Genomic DNA, 20,400 nt, shown 5'->3' with positions numbered 1-20,400 from the left:
GTGGCGTACGAACCACTGGAACCACGACCTTACGGGTGGGGTCTGACAATGGGCTCCGGTGACAGCCCTCGCGGGTCCGCCACCGCCCTGGCCGCGTCGTACGGAGCCCAGCCCGGGACCCGCGTCGGGGGCAGACACCACCCACGGGCTCCGGCTCGACGGCCGCCCCCGGCGCTCCACCGCCTGCTCGGCAGGCTCGGCAGGCTCGGCAGGCTCGGCAGGCTCGGCAGGCAGCTCAGGCTGCGGGCGGCAACGGCACCACCGGCGGCGGCTCCTCGGCCGTCCTCCGGCCCACCGCCTGCTCGGCAGCCGGACCCTCCGCGGGCTCCTCGACGGCCGCATCGGCGGGCGCCCCCGCCACCGTCGGGTCCACGCCTGCCGGCACGGCCGGGGCCACGCCCGGCTCCAGGGCCGGTTCCTTGGGACGGGCCAGTTCCTCGGGCCGCGACTCGCCCTGCACGCCCTGCTCGCCCCGCGCCGACTGCGCGCCCTGCACCGACTGCGTCGGCTGTTGCCCCGCGGGCTGCTGGGCCCGCTCCAGGAAGCGGAGCAGTTCCACCGGGAACGGCAGCACCAGCGTGGAGTTCTTCTCCGCCGCGACCGCGACCACGGTCTGCAGCAACCGCAGTTGCAGCGCCGCGGGCTCCTTGGACATCACGCCGGCAGCCTCGGCCAGCTTCTTCGACGCCTGCAGCTCCGCGTCCGCGTTGATGACCCGGGCCCGCCGCTCACGGTCCGCCTCGGCCTGCCGCGCCATCGACCGCTTCATGGCCTCGGGCAGGGACACATCCTTGATCTCCACCCGGTCGATCTGCACACCCCACCCGATCGCCGGACTGTCGATCATCAACTCCAGCCCCTGATTGAGCTTTTCGCGGTTCGACAGCAGATCGTCCAGATCGCTCTTGCCGATGATCGACCGCAGCGACGTCTGCGCCATCTGCGAGACCGCGAAGCGATAGTCCTCCACCTCGATGATCGCGTTCGCCGCGTCGATCACCCGGAAGTAGACGACCGCGTCGACGCGCACCGTGACGTTGTCCCGGGTGATGCCCTCCTGGGCCGGCACGGGCATGGTCACGATCTGCATGTTCACCTTCCGCAGCCGGTCCACGGCCGGAATGATCATGGTGAAACCGGGGCCCCGGATGCCGCCGCGCAGCCGCCCGAGGCGGAAGACCACACCCCGCTCGTACTGCTTGACCACCTTGGCGGCCGCCATCGTGTACACCACAACGGCAGACGCGGCCCCTATGCCCGCAACCACCAGCTCTTCGACCATCGGGCACCCCCTACCGTCCGAGCCGGATACCAATTACCACGGTATGCCCGATATACCCCGCCGGTCGAGCCTCAAGCCTCGCCGGCACCCGGCACCCCGCACCCGCCCGCGACCGCGACCGCGACCGGGCGGAACGCGGCAAGACCGCCCCCTCTCGCCGGGGGCGGTCTCTCCCGGACCAGGCGCATCTGGTGCGGCGGCCCCTAGAGGCGCTTGCGTACGAGCGCGACGAGCTCGGCCGTGTGGTTGCGGCGCACCCAGGCGATCCCGCCGAAGATCACGAACAGGATCACGGGTGTGATCGCGTACTGACCGTCGAAGACGGTCAGCTGCGTGATGAAGGCGCCGATCATCAGGCCCATGAAGGCAAGCGCCGAGAGTCCGGAGAGAATGGGGATCACCAGCGCGATCGCACCGGCCAGCTCCAGGCCGCCCGTCAGATACATGAACCAGTCGCCGAAGCCGATCTTGTCGAAGCTCTCCGCCGCGGACGAGTGGGCGACAAGCTTGGGTCCGGCGCTCGCGATGGCCATGAACAGCGCGAGCACGATCTGGAGGGTGCGCACCGCGAGATGCGAGCGGCGGCCCAGCGTGGTTCCGGTAGCGGTGACGGCAGCGGCGTTGGCGGTGTCGGCGGCGGTCGTTGCGGACATGGTGGTCTCCTCCGGTATGCGTTCCTCGGTGCTTTCGGAGAGGTAGACCGGGACGTGGCCCGGGACTCATCGCGGTCCCGGGCCCCAATTTCAGCTTCTTGCGCCCAGCGGCAGGCGCCCGTACCCCGGCCTACAACTCGAACCAGCCGTGCCCGCAGTACCAGTGGCGGCCCGCCCGCAGATGGTCGCCGATCGCCCGCTCCAGCGTGGTGCGGCCAGGCAGCGCATCCAGCGGTAGCTCCGGATCGCCGAACACAAAGGCGACCGGATCGCCGTCGGCGGCCTCCTTCTTCTCGTATCCGATCCGGAAGCGTTCCTGGAAGCGGACGATATTGGAGTCGTTCGGCAGATACCCGGCGAGCTGCGGGTCGAGCAGCCAGGAATGGCACATGGCGACCCGGTACGTCTCCTCGGGAAAGTGGCGCGCGAAGAACTCCCTGGCCAGTGCCAGCGAGCGGTCGCATGCCTGGGGCGTGATCGGCCCGAGGAAGTCGGGGACATGTATGTCGAGGGCGAAGTCCTCGGACCCGAGCGGCAGTCCGGCCGCCCGTACGGCCTCACCGGTCCGCCCGCCCAGCCGGGAACGCTGGAACTGCAGCCGTCCCAACTGGTAGAGCTCGCCCCGGAAGTGCAGCCCGAGCCAGCCCGGAATCAGCAGCCCGCCCGTGCCCCGGCGCCTGCGGTGCACGGCCATCTGCCGGCCGAGGTCGGCGAGCGTACGCCGTGATACGTGGTCCTGTACGGAACGCTCCCGGTGGTACGCCCGTACATACGGCAGCGCCGCGACGAAGACGTAGACCGGGAACAGGCGGCCCAGGGCGCCCGAGTCCTCGGGCATCCGCGGCAGTTCCCCGCTGCCGTCGGTCTTCCCGATGTCCTGAACCAGCTCCTGGACACCCTTCTCCAGCAGCCGGCGCAGCCCGGGGTCGGCCGCCAGCGGGGCGCGCAGCGCAAGGAGTTCATTGATGTCCTCGTGCGGCACCGCCAGATCCAGCAGCGTCCCGGCCAGCTCGTCCGCTTCCGGCAGCTCCACCAACGCGGTTGTCACCAGCGACTCCTCCGGTACGTGGGGAACGGGTGCATCCTGGAGTAGGAGAGGGGATCGCCATGCGCACTGGGAGTGAACCGACGACTGCACGCAGTCCCCTGCGGCTGCGGTTCTGGCTGAGTGTATGGGGGCTGATCTGGGCCGCGGCGGGTACGGCAGGCTTCGCCCTCGCGGCGCGGCCCGGCTGGGCGGCCGTGTGCGGGGCGCTGATGCTGATCGTCACGGTCGATCTGTTCATGGTCCTGCGCCATATCCGCCAGGGCCCGCACTTCCAGCCCGGCCCGGATGTCCCGCCGTACGATCCGGTCCGCGGCAGCGGCCGCCCGCGGCACGGTCATTAGACGTGGTCAACGGTCATGAGGGGGTGCCGCGAGGGCATCTCGCGCCTCACGCCTCCGCGTCGAAACGCGCGGCCTTCAGATACTCCGGCTTCGGGTCCAGCGCCGCCGCCAGGCGGAAGTGCCGCCTGGCATGTTCGGGGCGGCCGGACCGCTCGAAGGTGCGGGCGAGCGCGAAATGGGCGAAGGCATTGTCCGGCTCGCGCTCCAGGACCAGCTCGAACTCGAGCTCGGCCGGGCGCAGTTGGGCGGCGGCGAAGAAGGCGCGAGCACGCAGCAGCCGGGCCGCGGTGTTCTCGGGGTGGGCGGCGATGACCGAGTCCAGCAGCTTCACGGCACCGCGCGGGTCCCTCGCGGCGAGCAGCTGCTCCGCCGCGCGGTAGTCGATGATGTGCGTTTCCGGATTGCTATGGGGCACGGTCGCATCCTTCCCCTCGCTCCACGGTTCCAACACCGGTTACGGCAGTCGGTATTCCGATCAGCAGTCGGTATTCCAATCAAAGGACGAGCCCTCCGCGGGCACCGGCTTCCTCGACCGCGCGGCGCGGAGCATCAGCTCCCGCCCGACTCCGCGGCGGCGCGCCGGCTCAGCTCCGCCCAGACCTTGCGTACCTGCGGCTCGAGCTGCTCAAGCGGCCCGTCGTTGTCGATGACAAGATCGGCGATCGCACGCCGCTGCTCGCGCGTGGCCTGTGCGGCCATCCGGGCACGTGCCTCGGACTCCGCCATTCCACGCAGCCCCACCAGCCGGTCCAGCTGAGTCCCGGGCGACGCGTCGACGACGACCACCAGGTCGTAGAGCCCGGCCAGGTTGTTCTCGGTGAGCAGCGGTACGTCGTGGATGACGACGGCGTCCGGCCCGGCCGCCGCCTCCAGTTCCCTGGAGCGGGCTCCGACCAGCGGGTGGACGATCGCATTGAGCGTCGCCAGGCGCTCGGGGTCGGCGAACACGATCGAGCCGAGCTTCGGCCGGTCCAGGGTGCCCTCGGGGGTCAGGACCTCGGGGCCGAAGGCCTCGAGGAGGGCCGCGAGCCCGGGTGTGCCGGGCTCCACGACCTCGCGAGCGATCTTGTCGGCATCGATCAGCACAGCTCCGTACGACGCGAGGAGACGGGAGACTTCGCTCTTGCCGGCGCCGATTCCGCCGGTCAGGCCCACCTTCAGCATGGCCCGCAGCCTACGCGAGCACTCTTTTGCGGCACCCTCCCGGTTGCACTCCCTACGCCTCGCCCTCCCGCTCGGCGAGGAAGCGCTCGAATTCCTGGCCGAGCTCGTCCGCGGACGGCAGGTCCATCGGCTCCGCGACCAGACTGCCCCTGGTCTCGGCGCCGGCCACCGCGTCGTACTGGTGCTCAAGCCCCTGCACCAGCGACACCAGCTCCTCGTCGCCCTCGCCGATCTGCCGCTCGATCTCGGTCTGGGTGCGGTGTGCCTCCGTACGCAGGTTGTGCGCGATGCCCGGCAGCACCAGACCCGTCGCGGCCGTGATCGCCTCGAGAGCGGTCAGCGCGGCATCCGGGTAGGAGGAGCGGGCAACATAGTGCGGTACGTGCGCGGCGACACCCAGGACGTCGTGGCCCGACTCCATCAGCCGGTACTCGACCAGCGACTCGGCGCTGCCCGGCACCTGAGCCTCGTCGAAGGGGCTGCGGTGGCCCGGCATCAGGTCCGTGCGGTTGCCGTGCGGGGTGAGGCCCACGGGACGGGTGTGCGGGACGCCCATCGGGATGCCGTGGAAGTTGACCGAGAGCCGGACGCCGAGCCGTTCGACGATCTGACCGACCGCGGCCGCGAAGCGCTCCCACTCCACGTCCGGCTCGGGGCCCGACAGCAGCAGGAAGGGCGCGCCGGTGGCGTCCTGGACGAGCCGGACGTCGATGCTGGGCGTCTCGTACGCGGTCCAGCGGTCGCGCCGGAAGGTCAGCAGCGGGCGGCGGGCCCGGTAGTCCACAAGCCTGTCGTGGTCGAAGCGGGCCACCACCTGGTGGGGCAGCGAGTCCAGCACACTGTCGACGATCTGCTCGCCGGCCTCACCCGCGTCGATGTATCCCTCGAAGTGGTACAGCATGACCAGTCCGGCCGACTCCTGCGCGAGCGCCATGTCGACGACGGCGAGGCCCTTCGGCTCCCATTCGTACAAACCCTGCGGATCAGGCACGATTACCGCTCCTCCTCGTGTTCATAGGGAAGAACGTCCGGTGACTGACAGGCATTCCCGCCGTACGGAGATGAACACCACGTAAGCAAGGCCCAGTTCACCTCGGCGGGTGCACCGCGAACCGGTCCAGACCTTGACACGCCCCCCTGAGACCACCCTGGAAGAAACAAGTAAGGCCCGCTCCCCAGGGGGAGCGGGCCTTACTTTCAGCTAGCTGTCAGCTGTGGAGGCAGAGCGTCAGCTCTGGCCACCCGCCAGCTTCTCGCGCAGCGCCGCCAGGGCCTCGTCCGACGCCAGGGCGCCGGAGTTGTCGTCCGACTCCGAGGAGTACGAACCGCCACCACCGGCGGGCGCAGCGGCCGGAGCGGCGGTGCCACCCTCGGCAGCGGCGGCCTCGTCGGCCTCGCGGGACTTGATGACCTGGGCCTGGTGCTGCTCGAAGCGCTGCTGCGCCTCGGCGTACTGGCCCTCCCACGCCTCGCGCTGGGTCTCGAAGCCCTCGAGCCAGTCGTTGGTCTCGGGGTCGAAGCCCTCGGGGTAGATGTAGTTGCCCTGGTCGTCGTACGACGCGGCCATGCCGTACAGGGTCGGGTCGAACTCGACCGAGGCCGGGTCGGCACCGAAGGACTCGTTGGCCTGCTTCAGCGAGAGGCTGATGCGACGACGCTCGAGGTCGATGTCGATGACCTTGACGAAGATCTCGTCGTTGACCTGGACGACCTGCTCCGGGATCTCCACGTGGCGCTCGGCCAGCTCGGAGATGTGGACCAGACCCTCGATGCCCTCGTCGACGCGCACGAACGCACCGAACGGAACGAGCTTGGTGACCTTACCCGGGACAACCTGACCGATCTGGTGGGTCCGGGCGAACTGCTGCCACGGGTCTTCCTGCGTCGCCTTGAGCGACAGCGAGACACGCTCGCGGTCCATGTCGACGTCGAGAACCTCGACGGTGACCTCCTGGCCGACCTCGACAACCTCGGAGGGGTGGTCGATGTGCTTCCAGGAGAGCTCGGAGACGTGGACGAGACCGTCGACGCCACCCAGGTCCACGAAGGCACCGAAGTTGACGATCGAGGAAACGACGCCGGAGCGGACCTGACCCTTCTGCAGGGTGGTAAGGAACGTCTGGCGGACCTCGGACTGGGTCTGCTCGAGCCAGGCACGGCGGGACAGGACCACGTTGTTGCGGTTCTTGTCCAGCTCGATGATCTTCGCCTCGAGCTCCTTGCCCACGTAGGGCTGGAGGTCGCGGACGCGGCGCATCTCGACGAGGGAAGCCGGCAGGAAGCCACGGAGGCCGATGTCGAGGATGAGACCACCCTTGACGACCTCGATGACGGTACCGGTGACGATGCCGTCCTCTTCCTTGATCTTCTCGATGGTGCCCCAGGCACGCTCGTACTGGGCGCGCTTCTTCGAGAGGATCAGGCGGCCTTCCTTGTCCTCCTTCTGGAGAACAAGGGCCTCGATCTCGTCGCCGACCTTGACGACCTCGTTCGGGTCGACGTCGTGCTTGATCGAGAGCTCGCGGCTCGGGATGACACCTTCGGTCTTGTAACCGATGTCGAGCAGGACCTCGTCCCGGTCGACCTTCACGATGACGCCGTCGACGATGTCGCCGTCGTTGAAGTACTTGATCGTCTCGTCGATCGCGGCGAGGAAGGCTTCCTCGTTACCGATGTCGTTGACCGCAACCTGCGGGGTGGTGGCGGTGGTCTCGGTGCTGCTCGTCATGTGGGAAAGGGCTCCGGTACGGACATTGAAGTCGTAGGTACTGCTACGCCGAGAGCCCGTATCGCAGCTGCAGAAGCCGGACAGCCTAGGAAGCGCCACCCAGAAGACGGGGGGCGCCTCGTGAACCGAGGGGACATACATACAGATGCGAGCGCGGCCTGCTCCGTCTGAGGCGCGCAGGCCCGCAGCGCAACTTGTAGCATACGGGGGCAGCCGGACACGGTCAATGCGCGAAGGCGCACACCCGGGGCGGAACGGCTCATACCCGGCACTAATAATGTTTGCCGAGGCCAAACCGGCCACCATTGGCCGCGCTGAACGCAAACTACAACGACGGTGGCGATGTTCCAAGATTTCGAGCCGGAAGCGACCCGACGTGATGCCGGGGACGCGGAGAGCAGCCATGCCAGCCGCGGCTGGTGGGACCGCAACGCCGATGAGTACCAGACGGAACACGGCGCGTTTCTCGGCGACGACCGCTTTGTCTGGGGGCCCGAGGGGCTCGACGAGTCGGACGCCGGCCTGCTGGGACCTGCCTCCTCACTCAAGGGGCTCGACGTCCTGGAGATCGGCGCGGGCGCGGCGCAGTGCTCCCGCTGGCTGGCCGCGCAGGGCGCTCGCCCGGTGGCGCTGGACCTCTCCCACCGTCAGCTCCAGCACGCGCTCCGGATCGGCGACGACATCCCGCTGGTCGAGGCCGACGCGGGAGCGCTGCCCTTTGGGGACGGCTCCTTCGACATCGCGTGCTCCGCGTACGGGGCGGTGCCCTTCGTCGCCGACCCGGTGCAGGTCTTCCGTGAGGTACGGCGCGTCCTGCGGCCGGGCGGGCGGTGGGTCTTCTCCGTCACGCACCCGATCCGGTGGGCGTTCCCCGACGAGCCGGGGCCCGAGGGTCTGTCGGTGGCGGCCTCGTACTTCGACCGCACTCCTTATGTCGAACAGGACGAGCAGGGGCGCGCCGTATATGTGGAGCACCACCGGACGATCGGCGACCGGGTGCGGGACGTGGTGGCGGGCGGTTTCCGGCTGGTGGATCTGGTCGAGCCGGAGTGGCCCGCCTGGAACAGCCAGGAGTGGGGCGGCTGGTCCCCGCTGCGCGGGCATCTGATCCCGGGAACGGCGATCTTCGTCTGCGAGCGGGACTGAGCCGGGTCTCTTGCGAGACTGGGGCCGTGATCCGCGACGACGCCCTCGGGGGCCTTCCTGTACGCAGCGCCGTACCCGCGCTGATGCGTGCTCTCGACGAGCACGGGTGCGCGGTGCTGTGCGCGCCGCCGGGGACCGGCAAGACGACGCTCGTACCGCTGGTGCTGTCCGGTCTGGTCGGCGGCGGTCCGCTGCGGCGCGTGGTGGTCGCCGAGCCGCGGCGGATCGCGGCGCGGGCGGCGGCCAGGCGGATGGCGTGGCTGCTCGGCGAGAGGGTCGGCGGGAAGATCGGCTTCACCGTGCGCGGCGAGCGGGCGGTGTCGGCGCAGACGGTCGTCGAGGTGGTCACCACGGGAGTGCTGCTGCAACGGCTGCAGCGCGACCAGGAGCTGGCCGGGGTCGATGTCGTCGTCCTCGACGAATGCCACGAACGGCATCTGGACGCGGACACGGTCGCCGCCTTCGTACTGGACGTAAGGGCGGCGCTGCGGCCAGAGCTGCGACTGGTGGCGGCATCGGCGACCACCGACGCCGAGGGCTGGGCACGGCTGCTCGGCGATGCGCCCGTGGTGGCGGCCGAGGGTGTCGCGCATCCGGTCGAGGTGGTGTGGGCGCCTCCCGCGCGCCCGGCGCGGCCGCCGCACGGGATGCGGGTCGATCCGGCCCTGCTCAGCCATGTGGCCGCAGTGGTGCGGCGTGCGCTGGCCGAGCGCACGGGCGATGTGCTGTGTTTTCTGCCCGGCGTCGGTGAAATCGGCCGGGTGGCGGGGCAGTTGAACGACGTCGACGCCGAGGTGCTTCAGGTGCACGGCCGGGCGCCCGCCGCGGTGCAGGACGCCGTGCTGTCCGGCGGTCCCGGCCGCCGGGTCGTGCTCGCGACCTCGGTGGCCGAGTCCTCGCTGACCGTGCCCGGTGTACGGGTGGTGGTGGACTCCGGTCTGGCCCGGGAGCCGCGCACCGATCACGCGCGGGGTCTGAGCGCGCTGACGACGGTACGGGCCGCGCAGGCGGCTGCCCGCCAGCGCGCGGGCCGGGCCGGCCGCGAAGCCCCCGGCGCCGTGTACCGCTGCTGGTCCGAGACGGAGGATGCGCGGCTGCCGCGGTTCCCCAACCCGGAGATCAAGGTCGCGGACCTGGCGGCGTTCGCGCTGCAGGCCGCCTGCTGGGGCGACCCGACGGCCGCGGGACTGGCGCTGCTCGACGCGCCCCCGGCCGGTGCGCTGGCCGCGGCGCGCTCGGTCCTCTCCGCGATCGGCGCGGTGGACGCGACGGGCCGGGCGACCGAGCGCGGCATACGGATGGCCCGGTTGGGTCTGCACCCCCGGCTGGCCAGGGCCCTGCTGGACGGCGCGCACGAGGTGGGCGCACGCCGGGCCGCCGAGGTGGTGGCCCTGCTCAGCGAGGAGCCGCCGCGGGAGTACGGCGACGACCTGGCCGCGGCGTGGCGCTCGGCGCGGCGGGGCGGTGACGGGTACGCGGGGCGGTGGCGGGCGGAGGCGGGGCGGCTGGCGTCGTCGCTGTCGTCCGTTCCCCACCCCGCCCCTTCCCGTAACGGGGGGCTTCGCCCCCGGACCCCCACTCCTCAGTCGCCGGACGGGCTTGAAAATCCGGACGACGCCGTCGCCGGGCTCGTCGCCGCGCTCGCCTTCCCCGAGCGGGTGGCCAGAGCCCGCGGCGAGGGGGCCTTCCTCATGGCCTCCGGGACCGGGGCGGAGCTCACCGCTGTGTCGCGGCTGCGCAGCGCGCCCTGGCTGGCCGTCGCCGTCGCGGACCGGCCCGCGCACGCCGCATCCGCGCGGGTGCGGCTCGCCGCCGTCATCGACGAGGAGACCGCTCGTGCCGCCGCCTCGCATCTGCTCGGCCAGGGCGACGAGGTGCACTGGGAGAACGGCGATGTCGTGGCCCGACAGGTGGAGCGGCTGGGCGCCGTCGAACTCTCCGTACGCGCCCTCAAGGACCCGGACCCCGCTCTTGTACGGGAAGCCCTGCTCGAAGGGCTTCGGCGCGAGGGGCTGGGACTGCTGCGCTGGACGCGGGAGGCGGAGGGCCTGCGCGAGCGGCTCGCCTTTCTGCACCGGGAGCTGGGCGCGCCCTGGCCCGATGTGTCGGACGCGGCGCTGCTCGACCGTACCGGGGAGTGGCTGGAACCCGAGCTGTCGCGGGCGCGCAGGCGGTCCGATCTCGGCCGCGTCCAGGCCGGCCAGGCCCTTCAGCGGCTGCTGCCGTGGGCGACGGGCGACGCGGTCCGGCTGGACGAACTGGCCCCGGAGCGCATCGAAGTGCCGAGTGGCTCCCGCATCCGCGTCGAGTACGGCGGGGAGCAGCCCGTTCTCGCGGTGAAGCTCCAGGAGCTGTTCGGCCTGCGCGAGACGCCCACGGTCTCGGGCGTGCCGGTGCTCGTCCATCTGCTCTCCCCCGCCGGGCGCCCCGCGGCCGTCACCGCGGACCTGGCGTCGTTCTGGCAGGACGGATACACGTCCGTACGGGCACAGTTGCGCGGCCGCTACCCCAAGCACCCCTGGCCGGAGGACCCTTCGACCGCGGAGCCCACCCGGCACACCAAGGCGCGTCCCGGCCGGGGCGACGACCCGGTCAGGCGCTGACGGGCTCGGGTTCGCGCTCCGCGGCGGGTGCCTGCGGCCGACGGCCGCGGGCCTCCAGCCACAGCGAGCCGGCGAGCAGGCCCGTGCCGAGGAGCAGGGAGCCCCACGGCAGATACGACGTCATCAGCAGCACCAGCTGCCGCTGGGACGTGACCAGATCGACGGTGTGGTCGATGTAGTCCGGGCGCATCTTCACATGGCCCGCGAAGGCGGTGACCTTGTCCCGGCCGCCCAGGAGCGAGCCGCCGCGCAGCTCCTCCTGGTGGATCTCCTCGCCGTTGACGGGTGCGCCGGTGACCGGGTCGACCCAGAACATCCGCTTGGTGGTGTACCAGCGCGTCGTGCCGGTCTGCTTCTCCAGCTTCGTCGCGTCGATCCCGGGGATGGGCATTTTCTTCGGGTACGGCACCTTGGTCCACGGGATCGTCTGCTCGAAGTAGTAGACGTCGAGCCCGCGGAACTTCTGCGTCCCCTTGTAGTGGATGGGCGCGGACGTACGGGCCTGGGCGTCGAAGTACCGGTAGTCCCGCTTTTCGGTGAGGAACGGCCACTTGAACTCGATGCCCTCGCGCCGTACCGCGTCGCCGTCCACCATCTCGCCGGTCGCGTGCACGGGCGCCTGGCTGTGGGCGTCGAAGATGTACCGCTCGGGGATCTGGGAGACCATCCTGCCGTCGGGGCCCTGGACGTAGGAGAGCGAGTCCCATACGACGACGTCGCGGCCCGCGCTGCGCTCGATCTTCTCGGACTCCGCCACATTGCCCTTGAGCGTCTGCACGATGGTGACCTTCTCGACCTGCTTCGCCTCCAGGGAGCCGTAGTCGAGAAGGGTCGCGGGCTTCGCCTCCAGGACCATCTCCTGATACTGGCTGGGCGGGATCTTCGCGAGGCGCGGGAAGGCATACCAGCGCAGCATCGGCGCGAGCGCGGCGAAGAAGACGGCGAAGGCGAGGAGAACGAGGCTCGCGCGGCGGCGCATGAGGGCGGCCCTCCTACTTCTTCGGGCCGGGGACGGTGGTCAGCAGCGGCTTGGGCGATGTCTGACCGGGCGGCGCGCCGATGGCCGTGATGGTGAGGACGAGGGCGAGTGCGGCGGCCAGCCCGATGGCGGCGGCGACGAGGGCGCGCATGCTCGGCCTCCCGGGGGCTCGGATCCGGCCGGATCTGATAGGGCGTCAGGGCTGGGGCACCGTAGCAATGGAGCCGCGAGATGAGAACACGTTGCACCGCCCCTCTGCCGACGAGCGGCAAAGGGGCGGTGCGCGAGCGCTGTGCTGCCCGGTCAGGCGGGCGGGGCGGCGACCTTCAGCTCGATGGTGAGGGTCGCGCCGCCCTCGGTGGTGAGGCGGAGCAGGAAGGTGCCCGTCTGGTCGTCCGCGAAGATCTTCGGGAGTTTCAGCACGCCGTTGGCATCGGTCTTCAGATCCGTGAGTGTGCGGATCGTCTTGCCTTCGGCATCCTTGAAGTAAGGGCCCTTGTCGTTCGGAGCCGGGTCGTCCGCTGACTTGATCATGGTGGCGGTGACCGCGACACCCGAGGCGATGGCGCCCTTGTAGGTGGCCTTGACCTCGACGGCGTCCGCGAACTCCGTGCCGGGGGCGGCCGTCAGGACCTTGTCTTCGGTCCGGGCGATCGCGTCGGCGGCGCGGGGGGTGACGGTAGCGGCGAAGCTGACAGGCGGCAGCGCGCGGCCGCCCTCCACCGTGGCCCGCACGGTGAACGCACCGGCCTTCTCACCGGCCTGCAGGGCGGGCGAGGCAACCGTCCCGTCTGCGCCGGTGCTCAGGACGACGCTCGCCTTCCCGCCGGTGAAGCGGGCCTCGGTGTCGCCGACGATCTCGAACCGGACGGGCTGCTGCGGGACGGTCCGCCCGGCGGCGTTCTTCACACGCACCGTGGGGCGCCCGGTGAACTGGCGGCCTGCCATGGCGGTCAGCTCGCCGGTGCCCACGTCCTCGATGCTGCTGACGGGGGACGGAGTCGGCGTGGGTGTCGGCGTGGGCGTCGGCGTAGGCGTCGGCTTGGTCGTGCCGCCACCGGGCTTCGGCGTGTTGGGCTTCGGGCCGGGGGTGACGGTGCCGCCCGGCTCCGGGGTGGGTGGGGCCGTGGGCGTGTGGCCCGGCACAGGGCCGGAGCCCGACTCGGAGTCGGCACTGTCGGGCCCATTGGTGATCGGCAGCACGCCGGTGCCGTCCGGGACCTCGTGCGTGCCGCGCTTGTAGTACTCGAACCAGGACAGGACCGTACGCAGATACTCCTGCGAGTGGTTGTAGCCGAGGATCGCCCGGTCCAGATCGGACCTGACCGCCAGATCACGGCCGTCGGCGCAGAGATAGCGCCCGGCGGCGAGTGCGGCGTCGTAGATGTTGTTGGGGTCCCTGCGGCCGTCGCCGTTCGCGTCCTGGCCCCACTTCTCCCAGGTGGAGGGGATGAACTGCATCGGGCCGACCGCGCGGTCGTGCACCGCATCGCCGTCGTACGCGCCGTGGTCGGTGTCCGAGATGTTGGCGAAGCCGACGCCGTTGAGCACCGGGCCGAGGATCGGGGAGAGCGTGGTGCCGTTGGCGTCGACGCGGCCGCCGCGCGCCTGACCGGACTCCACCTTGCCGATCGCGGCGAGCAGTTGCCAGGGGACGTGGCAGCCGGGGTCCGAACCCGCGATGGTCCGCTCGGCCTGCTTGTACGCCGCGAGAACGGAGGCCGGAATGCCCGATTCGGTAGGCCCGTTCGCGGGCAGATCTATGGAAGTGTCCGGTTTGTTGGGGGTGTTCAGCGGCGGCAGGTCCGTGTAGTACGGGGAGTTGCCGGTGACCGGGGTGCCGGGCGGCGGGGTGGCGTCGGAAGCACCCTGGCTGTCGCCCGAGATGGCATGCGTGATGCCGGGCGCCTGCGACGCGGAGAGTGCGGCCACGGCAGCCGCGGCTACCGCAGTGGTGGTCGCTCCCCTGCGCAGTCGGCGGCCGAAATGCGCTGCCATACGTCTTTTCCCTCCCCGTAGGCGGCTGCCCGCGCTCCCCAGCGCGGGACTCAGGCGACCCTACGGCAACTCGGGACCACGGCACACCGGCCCCTGACCGGTTTTCACCAGTTCGCCACCTCCTGGTCGCCGCAATGCGGAGTTCAAACCCGGAGTTCGAACGTCACGCATACTGGGCGTCGTTGATCGACAGAGATTGCAAGGGTCCCGAGGGTTCGAACGGATCCGAGGATTCCCGAGGATTCCGAGGGTCTCGAGGGTTCCCGGGGACGACCATCATCAGGGGGGCACGACCATGCCGTTCACGCTGAGCCATGCCGCCGCGGTGCTGCCGGGCATCCGCCGGGACGGGTCCGCGCGCGGACCGCTGCTCGCATCGGTGCTCGTGATGGGCTCGTTCTCACCGGACATGACGTACTTCGCGGCCACGGCCGTTCCGGGGGCGATGGAGTTCGGGAATGTCACCCACGCCCCGCTCGGGCTGCTGACCGTCGATGTGGCCATCACGGCCGCGCTGCTGGCGGTGTGGCTGATGGTGCGCGAGCCATTGGTGGCTCTGGTGCCCGCCCGTCGGCAGGGGCGTGTCCACGCCTTCCTGCGCGGGCGGGGGCGGCCCGCGGGCGGACCTCTGGTGCTGGCGCTGCGCTTCTATGTCTCGGCGGTCATCGGCGCGGGCACGCATATCGTCTGGGACGCCTTCACCCACCACGACCGGTGGGGTACGCACGTGCTGCCCGTCCTGAACGAGAAGGTGGCCGGGCTCCCCCTTCATCACTACGCCCAGTACGGCACTTCGGCACTGGCCCTGGTGGCGCTGGTGTGGTTCGTGGCGTCGGCACTCCGGCTCCGGCCCGCGGCCGGGACGCCGGCCGCCCCGGCGTCCGCGCCGACGCTGAACGGGCGGGGGCGGTGGCTGGCAGGGATACTGCTGGGGCTGTGCGTGCTGCTCGGCGTCGTACAGCGGTGTGCGCGCTGGTACGCGTACTACGGGCGGGTGGACTCGCCCCTCGACCTCATCCCGACGGCATGCTTCGGCGCGGGCGCGGGCCTCGCGGTGGGCCTTCTGCTGTACGGGTCGGTCATGCGACTGCGCGGCCTGACGGCGGAACGCGCCTGATCCGCGCCGTGGCCGCTCGACGCGGAGAGGCCGAGCCTCACATGCGCGGGCCTGGGCGCGGAAACCGACCCCCTGCGCACCGCCGGGCCGGCGAGGCACCGGTCGCCCGGACGCGGCCACCTCACCGCGTCGGCAGAGCCCTGCGCACCCAGGGGCGCAGGGCTCGTCGGGTCAGTGCGCCGCGGACTCCCAGTCGGCACCCGCGCCCACCGAGACATCCAGCGGAGCGCGCAGCTCAACCGCGCCCGCCATCTCGCGGCGGACGATTTCCTCCGCCCGCTCCCGCTCGCCGGGCGCGATCTCCAGCACGATTTCGTCGTGGACCTGCAGCAGTATCCGGGACTTGAGCCCCGCCTCCGTCAGCGCCCGGTCCACGTTCAGCATCGCGATCTTGACGATGTCCGCCGCCGTGCCCTGGATCGGCGCGTTGAGCGCCATCCGCTCGGCGGCCTCCCGGCGCTGACGGTTGTCACTGTTGAGGTCGGGGAGATAGCGGCGACGGCCCAGCATCGTCTCCGTGTAGCCGGTGGCGCGGGCCTCGTCGACGACGCGGCGCAGATAGTCGCGCACGCCGCCGAACCGTTCGAAGTACGTGTCCATCAGGGCCCGCGCCTCGCCCGCCTCGATGTTCAGCTGCTGCGAGAGGCCGAACGCCGAGAGGCCGTACGCCAGTCCGTACGACATGGCCTTGATCTTGCGGCGCATCTCCGCGTCGACCTTGGACCGCTCCACCGCGAACACCTGGGAGGCGACGGTGGTGTGCAGATCCTCGCCGGAGGTGAACGCCTCGAGCAGGCCTTCGTCCTCCGACAGATGGGCCATCACCCGCAGCTCGATCTGGCTGTAGTCCGCCGTCATCAGCGACTCGAAGCCCTCGCCGACGACAAAGCCATGGCGGATCGCGCGGCCCTCGTCCGTGCGCACCGGCACATTCTGCAGATTCGGGTCGGTGGAGGAGAGCCGGCCGGTCGCCGCCACGATCTGGCTGAAGCTGGTGTGGATACGGCCGTCGGCCGCGATCGTCTTGATCAGGCCCTCGACCGTGGAGCGCAGCCGGGCCTGCTCGCGGTGGCGCAGCATGATGACCGGCAGCTCGTGCTCGGTCTGCGCGGCGAGCCATGCCAGGGCGTCCGCGTCCGTGGTGTAACCGGTCTTGGTCTTCTTGGTCTTGGGAAGGTTCAGCTCGCCGAAGAAGACCTCCTGCAGCTGCTTGGGCGAGCCCAGGTTGAACTCGTGCCCGACGGCGGCGTGCGCCTCCTTCACCGCCTGCTGCACTGCACCCGCGAACTGCTGCTCCATGGCCTCCAGATGGGAGCGGTCCGCGGCGATGCCGTGCCGCTCCATCCGTGCCAGCAGCTCGGAGGTGGGCAGTTCGACCTCGTGCAGCAGGTCGGCCGCGCCGACCTCGATCAGCCGCGCGGTGAACGCGTCGCCGAGGTCGAGCACCGCGCGGGCCTGCGCCATCAGGGCGTCGGCCTCGGCCTGTTCGTCCGCGCCGAAGGCGAGCTGCCCGTCGGCGGCGGCCGGGGCCAGCTCACGGCCGAGATATTCGACGGAGAGCGCGTCCAGCGCGAAGGAACGGCGGCCCGGCTTGACCAGATAGGCGGCCAGCGCGGTGTCCATGGTGACGCCGTCGACGCTCCAGCCGTGCTCGGGGAAGACCCGCATCGCGCCCTTGGCGTTGTGCATGACCTTGGGCTTGTCGGGGTCGGCGATCCAGTCGGCGAAGGCCCGCTCGTCGGCCTCGTTCAGCTGGGTGGTGTCGAACCAGGCGGCAGGTCCCGCGGCCGTGGCGAGCGCGACCTCGGCGACGCTGCCGGTGCCCAGTGCCCAGGTGTCGACGGTGGCCACGCCGAGCGGCTGCCCGCCGTGCTCCTTGAGCCAGGGGGCGAGCTCGCCGGTGCCGAGCACCGTGCCGTCCAGCTCAACGCCGGCGGCGGGGGCCGGGGCCTCCTCTTCCTCAGCGCCGGGGTCGACCGCCAGGAGCCGCTCGCGCAGGCTCGGGTTACGGATCTCCAGCACCTCCAGGAACCCCTTCAGCGCGGTCCTGTCGTACGGAAGGCGCTGAAGGTCGGCGACGGACTTCGGCAGCTCCACGTCCCGCACCAGCTCGGTCAGGTGGCGGTTGAGCTTGACGGATTCCAGGTGGTCGCGGAGGGCCTGCCCGACCTTGCCCTTGACCTCGTCGGCGCGCTCCACCAGCTCCGCGAACGAACCGAACTGGCTGATCCACTTCGTGGCGGTCTTCTCACCGACGCCGGGAATGCCCGGCAGATTGTCCGAGGGGTCGCCGCGCAGTGCGGCGAAGTCCGGATACTGCTCAGGGGTGAGTCCGTACTTCTCCCGGACCTTCTCCGGCGTGAAGCGGGTGAGCTCGGAGACGCCCTTGGTGGGGTAGAGCACGGTGGTGTGTTCGCTGACCAGCTGGAAGGAGTCCCGGTCGCCGGTGACGATCAGCACCTCGAAGCCGGCGGCCTCGGCCTGCGTGGCGAGGGTGGCGATGATGTCGTCCGCCTCGAAGCCGTCCACCGCGAACCGCACGGCGTTCATGGTGTCGAGCAGCTCGCCGATCAGCTCGACCTGACCCTTGAACTCGTCCGGGGTCTTGGAGCGGTTCGCCTTGTACTCGGGGAAGTCCTGCGAGCGCCACGTCTTGCGGGACACGTCGAACGCCACCGCGAAATGCGTGGGCGACTCGTCGCGCAGCGTGTTCGCCAGCATCGACGCGAAGCCGTAGATGGCGTTGGTCGGCTGGCCCGTCGCGGTGGTGAAATTCTCCGCGGGCAGCGCGAAGAACGCCCGGTACGCCAGGGAATGCCCGTCCATGAGGAGCAGGCGCGGTCGGTTGTCTGCCGTCTTCTTCGATGCCGTCTCAGCCACGTCCCCGATCCTGCCACGTACCACTGACAATCCCGACCGTGGCAGGATCGGGGGTAGGTACGCAGATACAGGCTCGAGGGAGAGCGCCATGGCCAGAAAGCCGCCCACCGGTGACCCGGTCCAGGACGCACCCCAGGTTTCGGCCCCGCATCATGCAGCCGCAGGGCTTCCCGCCATCGGGCACACGCTGCGGATGGCCCAGCAGCAGATGGGTGTGCGCCGTACCGCGCAGACCCTCCTCAAGGTCAACCAGAAGGACGGCTTCGACTGTCCGGGATGCGCCTGGCCGGAGGAGGACAAGCGGCATACGGCGGAGTTCTGCGAGAACGGCGCGAAGGCGGTGGCCGAGGAGGCCACGCTGCGCCGCGTCACCCCCGACTTCTTCGCCGCGCACTCCCTGGCCGACCTCGCCTCGCGCAGTGGGTACTGGCTGGGGCAGCAGGGACGCATCACGCAGCCGATGTATCTCCCCGAAGGGGCGGACCGGTACGAGGCGGTGACCTGGGAACGGGCCTTCGCGATCATCGCCGAGGAGCTGACGGCGCTGGCCTCCCCCGACGAGGCGCTCTTCTACACCTCGGGCCGCACCAGCAACGAAGCCGCCTTCCTGCTCCAGCTCTTCGCCCGCGAATTCGGCACCAACAATCTCCCCGACTGCTCCAACATGTGCCACGAGTCCTCCGGCTCGGCACTCACCGAGACCCTGGGCATCGGCAAGGGCAGCGTCTCGCTGGAGGATCTCCACCAGGCGGACCTGATCATCGTGGCGGGACAGAACCCCGGCACCAACCACCCCCGGATGCTCAGCGCCCTGGAGAAGGCCAAGAACGCGGGCGCGAAGATCATGTCGGTGAATCCGCTGCCCGAGGCCGGCCTGGAGAGGTTCAAGAATCCGCAGACCCCACAGGGCATGATCAAGGGGACGGCCCTCGCGGATCTCTTCCTGCAGATCCGCATCGGCGGCGACCAGGCCCTGTTCCGGCTGCTGAACAAGCTGATCCTCGAGGCTGGCGCGGCCGGCAGCGCCATTGACGAGGAGTTCATCCGCGAACACACGCATGGCTACGAGGAGTTCGTCGCCGCGGCCGCGGCCGCCGACTGGGACAAGACGCTGGCCGCGACCGGCCTTCAGCGCGCCGAGATCGAGCGGGCGCTCGCCATGGTCCTCGCCTCCCAGCGCACCATCGTCTGCTGGGCGATGGGCCTGACCCAGCACAAGCACGCGGTGCCGACCATCCGCGAGGTGGTCAACTTCCTTCTGCTGCGCGGCAACATAGGCCGCCCCGGCGCCGGCGTCTGCCCGGTGCGCGGGCACTCCAATGTCCAGGGCGACCGCACCATGGGCATCTTCGAGCGGCCCGCCCCGGCCTTCCTGGACGCCCTGGAGAAGGAGTTCGGCTTCGCGCCGCCGCGCCACCACGGCTTCGACGTCGTACGTTCCATCCAGGCGCTGCGTGACGGCAAGGCGAAGGTCTTCTTCGCGATGGGCGGCAACTTCGTCAGCGCGACGCCCGACACCGAGGTCACCGAGGCGGCGATGCGCCGGGCCCGGCTCACTGTCCATGTGTCGACCAAGCTGAACCGTTCACACGCGGTCACCGGCGCGCGGGCGCTGATCCTGCCCACCCTCGGCCGGACCGACAAGGACGTCCAGGCGGGCGGCCGGCAGGTGGTGACGGTCGAGGACTCGATGGGCATGGTGCACGCCTCGCGCGGCAATCTGCCCCCGGCGAGCCCCCATCTGCTCTCCGAACCGGCCATCGTGACCCGGATGGCGCGTGCGGTGCTCGGTCCCGCGTCGACCACGCCCTGGGAGGACTTCGAGAAGGACTACGCAACGATCCGCGACCGCATCGCGCGCGTGGTGCCCGGTTTCGAGGACTTCAACGCGAAGATCGCCCGCCCCGGCGGCTTCACGCTCCCGCACGGCCCCCGCGACGAGCGCCGCTTCCCCACCGCCACCGGGAAGGCCCACTTCACTGCCGCGCCGGTGGAGTTCCCCGAGGTCCCCGCGGGCCGGCTGCTGCTGCAGACGCTGCGCTCGCACGACCAGTACAACACCACGATCTACGGCCTCGACGACCGCTACCGCGGCATCAAGGGCGGCCGCCGGGTCGTCCTGGTGAACCCCGAGGACGCCCGGGAGCTGGGCCTTGCGGACGGCTCGTACACCGATCTGGTCAGTGAGTGGAAGGACGGCGTGGAGCGGCGGGCGCCCGGATTCCGAGTCGTGCACTACCCCACCGCGCGTGGCTGCGCCGCCGCGTACTACCCGGAGACCAATGTGCTGGTGCCGCTGGACTCCACGGCCGACGTCAGCAACACCCCGGCGAGCAAGTCCGTGGTGGTGCGGTTCGAGCCCGGGCAGTGAGGGCCCCTGGGAATGGAGACACCCGGCTAAGCGTTCGCTCAGGCATCTGATAAGACGGTGCACACAGCACGCAACGTACTGAGATCGGAG

16 protein-coding genes are annotated in these 20,400 nt (G+C 70.5%); 5 read left to right on the top strand and 11 right to left on the bottom strand.

Going from position 1 to position 20,400, the window contains the following annotated elements; translation table 11 throughout:
- Positions 1 to 235: 235 nt before the first annotated feature.
- The 3 genes from ACQEVG_RS09815 to ACQEVG_RS09805 form a co-directional block, all read right to left on the bottom strand.
- Positions 236 to 1,282 carry an SPFH domain-containing protein gene (locus ACQEVG_RS09815; protein WP_432980065.1) on the bottom strand — a complete coding sequence of 349 codons (1,047 nt, stop codon included), beginning with the start codon at positions 1,280 to 1,282 and terminating at the stop codon, positions 236 to 238.
- A gap of 203 nt (positions 1,283 to 1,485) precedes the next feature.
- Positions 1,486 to 1,935 (bottom strand): DoxX family protein, encoded by a 450-nt coding sequence (locus ACQEVG_RS09810; protein WP_432980062.1) that lies wholly within the window; start codon positions 1,933 to 1,935, stop codon positions 1,486 to 1,488.
- 130 nt (positions 1,936 to 2,065) lie between these two features.
- Positions 2,066 to 2,983 carry an acyltransferase domain-containing protein gene (locus ACQEVG_RS09805; RefSeq protein WP_432980059.1) on the bottom strand — a complete coding sequence of 306 codons (918 nt, stop codon included), beginning with the start codon at positions 2,981 to 2,983 and terminating at the stop codon, positions 2,066 to 2,068.
- A gap of 59 nt (positions 2,984 to 3,042) precedes the next feature.
- Here ACQEVG_RS09805 and ACQEVG_RS09800 point away from each other — a divergent pair, with 59 nt between their 5' ends.
- A complete protein-coding gene (locus ACQEVG_RS09800) occupies positions 3,043 to 3,324 on the top strand; it encodes a DUF6343 family protein (RefSeq protein ID WP_432980056.1) in 282 nt (93 codons plus the stop codon).
- 46 nt (positions 3,325 to 3,370) lie between these two features.
- Here the strand turns inward: ACQEVG_RS09800 and ACQEVG_RS09795 are convergent, their stop codons facing one another.
- The 4 genes from ACQEVG_RS09795 to rpsA all read right to left on the bottom strand — a co-directional run bounded on the left by ACQEVG_RS09795 (position 3,371) and on the right by rpsA (position 7,216).
- On the bottom strand, positions 3,371 to 3,739 hold the full coding sequence (locus ACQEVG_RS09795) for a tetratricopeptide repeat protein (protein WP_432980053.1): 369 nt from the start codon (positions 3,737 to 3,739) through the stop codon (positions 3,371 to 3,373).
- Between the two features lie 134 nt (positions 3,740 to 3,873).
- Positions 3,874 to 4,488 carry a dephospho-CoA kinase gene (gene coaE, locus ACQEVG_RS09790; protein ID WP_432980050.1) on the bottom strand — a complete coding sequence of 205 codons (615 nt, stop codon included), beginning with the start codon at positions 4,486 to 4,488 and terminating at the stop codon, positions 3,874 to 3,876.
- A gap of 52 nt (positions 4,489 to 4,540) precedes the next feature.
- Positions 4,541 to 5,479 carry a PAC2 family protein gene (locus ACQEVG_RS09785; RefSeq protein ID WP_432980047.1) on the bottom strand — a complete coding sequence of 313 codons (939 nt, stop codon included), beginning with the start codon at positions 5,477 to 5,479 and terminating at the stop codon, positions 4,541 to 4,543.
- Positions 5,480 to 5,716: 237 nt separating this feature from the next.
- A complete protein-coding gene (gene rpsA / locus ACQEVG_RS09780) occupies positions 5,717 to 7,216 on the bottom strand; it encodes a 30S ribosomal protein S1 (protein ID WP_432980044.1) in 1,500 nt (499 codons plus the stop codon).
- A gap of 342 nt (positions 7,217 to 7,558) precedes the next feature.
- Between rpsA and ACQEVG_RS09775 the strand changes: the two genes are divergently transcribed.
- Together ACQEVG_RS09775 and hrpB are read left to right on the top strand one after the other, a co-directional pair.
- The gene (locus tag ACQEVG_RS09775; protein ID WP_432980041.1) at positions 7,559 to 8,362 is read left to right on the top strand and encodes a class I SAM-dependent methyltransferase; all 804 of its coding nucleotides are present in this window, start codon (positions 7,559 to 7,561) and stop codon (positions 8,360 to 8,362) included.
- A gap of 26 nt (positions 8,363 to 8,388) precedes the next feature.
- Positions 8,389 to 10,965, top strand: coding sequence for an ATP-dependent helicase HrpB (gene hrpB / locus ACQEVG_RS09770; protein WP_432980038.1), 2,577 nt, complete (start codon positions 8,389 to 8,391; stop codon positions 10,963 to 10,965).
- Here hrpB and ACQEVG_RS09765 read toward each other — a convergent pair.
- The 3 genes from ACQEVG_RS09765 to ACQEVG_RS09755 all read right to left on the bottom strand — a co-directional run bounded on the left by ACQEVG_RS09765 (position 10,955) and on the right by ACQEVG_RS09755 (position 13,942).
- Positions 10,955 to 11,944 (bottom strand): DUF3068 domain-containing protein, encoded by a 990-nt coding sequence (locus ACQEVG_RS09765; RefSeq protein ID WP_432980035.1) that lies wholly within the window; start codon positions 11,942 to 11,944, stop codon positions 10,955 to 10,957. The genes hrpB and ACQEVG_RS09765 overlap by 11 nt on opposite strands.
- A 13-nt stretch (positions 11,945 to 11,957) precedes the next feature.
- On the bottom strand, positions 11,958 to 12,095 hold the full coding sequence (locus ACQEVG_RS09760; protein ID WP_432980032.1) for an SPW_0924 family protein: 138 nt from the start codon (positions 12,093 to 12,095) through the stop codon (positions 11,958 to 11,960).
- 152 nt (positions 12,096 to 12,247) lie between these two features.
- On the bottom strand, positions 12,248 to 13,942 hold the full coding sequence (locus tag ACQEVG_RS09755) for a lytic murein transglycosylase (RefSeq protein WP_432980029.1): 1,695 nt from the start codon (positions 13,940 to 13,942) through the stop codon (positions 12,248 to 12,250).
- A gap of 295 nt (positions 13,943 to 14,237) precedes the next feature.
- Here ACQEVG_RS09755 and ACQEVG_RS09750 point away from each other — a divergent pair, with 295 nt between their 5' ends.
- On the top strand, positions 14,238 to 15,059 hold the full coding sequence (locus tag ACQEVG_RS09750; RefSeq protein ID WP_432980026.1) for a DUF4184 family protein: 822 nt from the start codon (positions 14,238 to 14,240) through the stop codon (positions 15,057 to 15,059).
- Between the two features lie 171 nt (positions 15,060 to 15,230).
- Here the strand turns inward: ACQEVG_RS09750 and polA are convergent, their stop codons facing one another.
- Positions 15,231 to 17,885 (bottom strand): DNA polymerase I, encoded by a 2,655-nt coding sequence (gene polA, locus ACQEVG_RS09745; protein WP_432985204.1) that lies wholly within the window; start codon positions 17,883 to 17,885, stop codon positions 15,231 to 15,233.
- A gap of 142 nt (positions 17,886 to 18,027) precedes the next feature.
- Between polA and ACQEVG_RS09740 the strand changes: the two genes are divergently transcribed.
- Positions 18,028 to 20,310 carry an FdhF/YdeP family oxidoreductase gene (locus ACQEVG_RS09740; protein WP_432980023.1) on the top strand — a complete coding sequence of 761 codons (2,283 nt, stop codon included), beginning with the start codon at positions 18,028 to 18,030 and terminating at the stop codon, positions 20,308 to 20,310.
- The last annotated feature ends 90 nt before the right edge of the window (positions 20,311 to 20,400 follow it).

Source organism: Streptomyces sp. CA-135486 (genome assembly GCF_050936555.1).
Classification (GTDB): domain Bacteria; phylum Actinomycetota; class Actinomycetes; order Streptomycetales; family Streptomycetaceae; genus Streptomyces.
The sequence above is the reverse complement of the archived record's forward strand: the minus strand, read 5'-3'. Positions and strand labels throughout refer to the sequence as shown.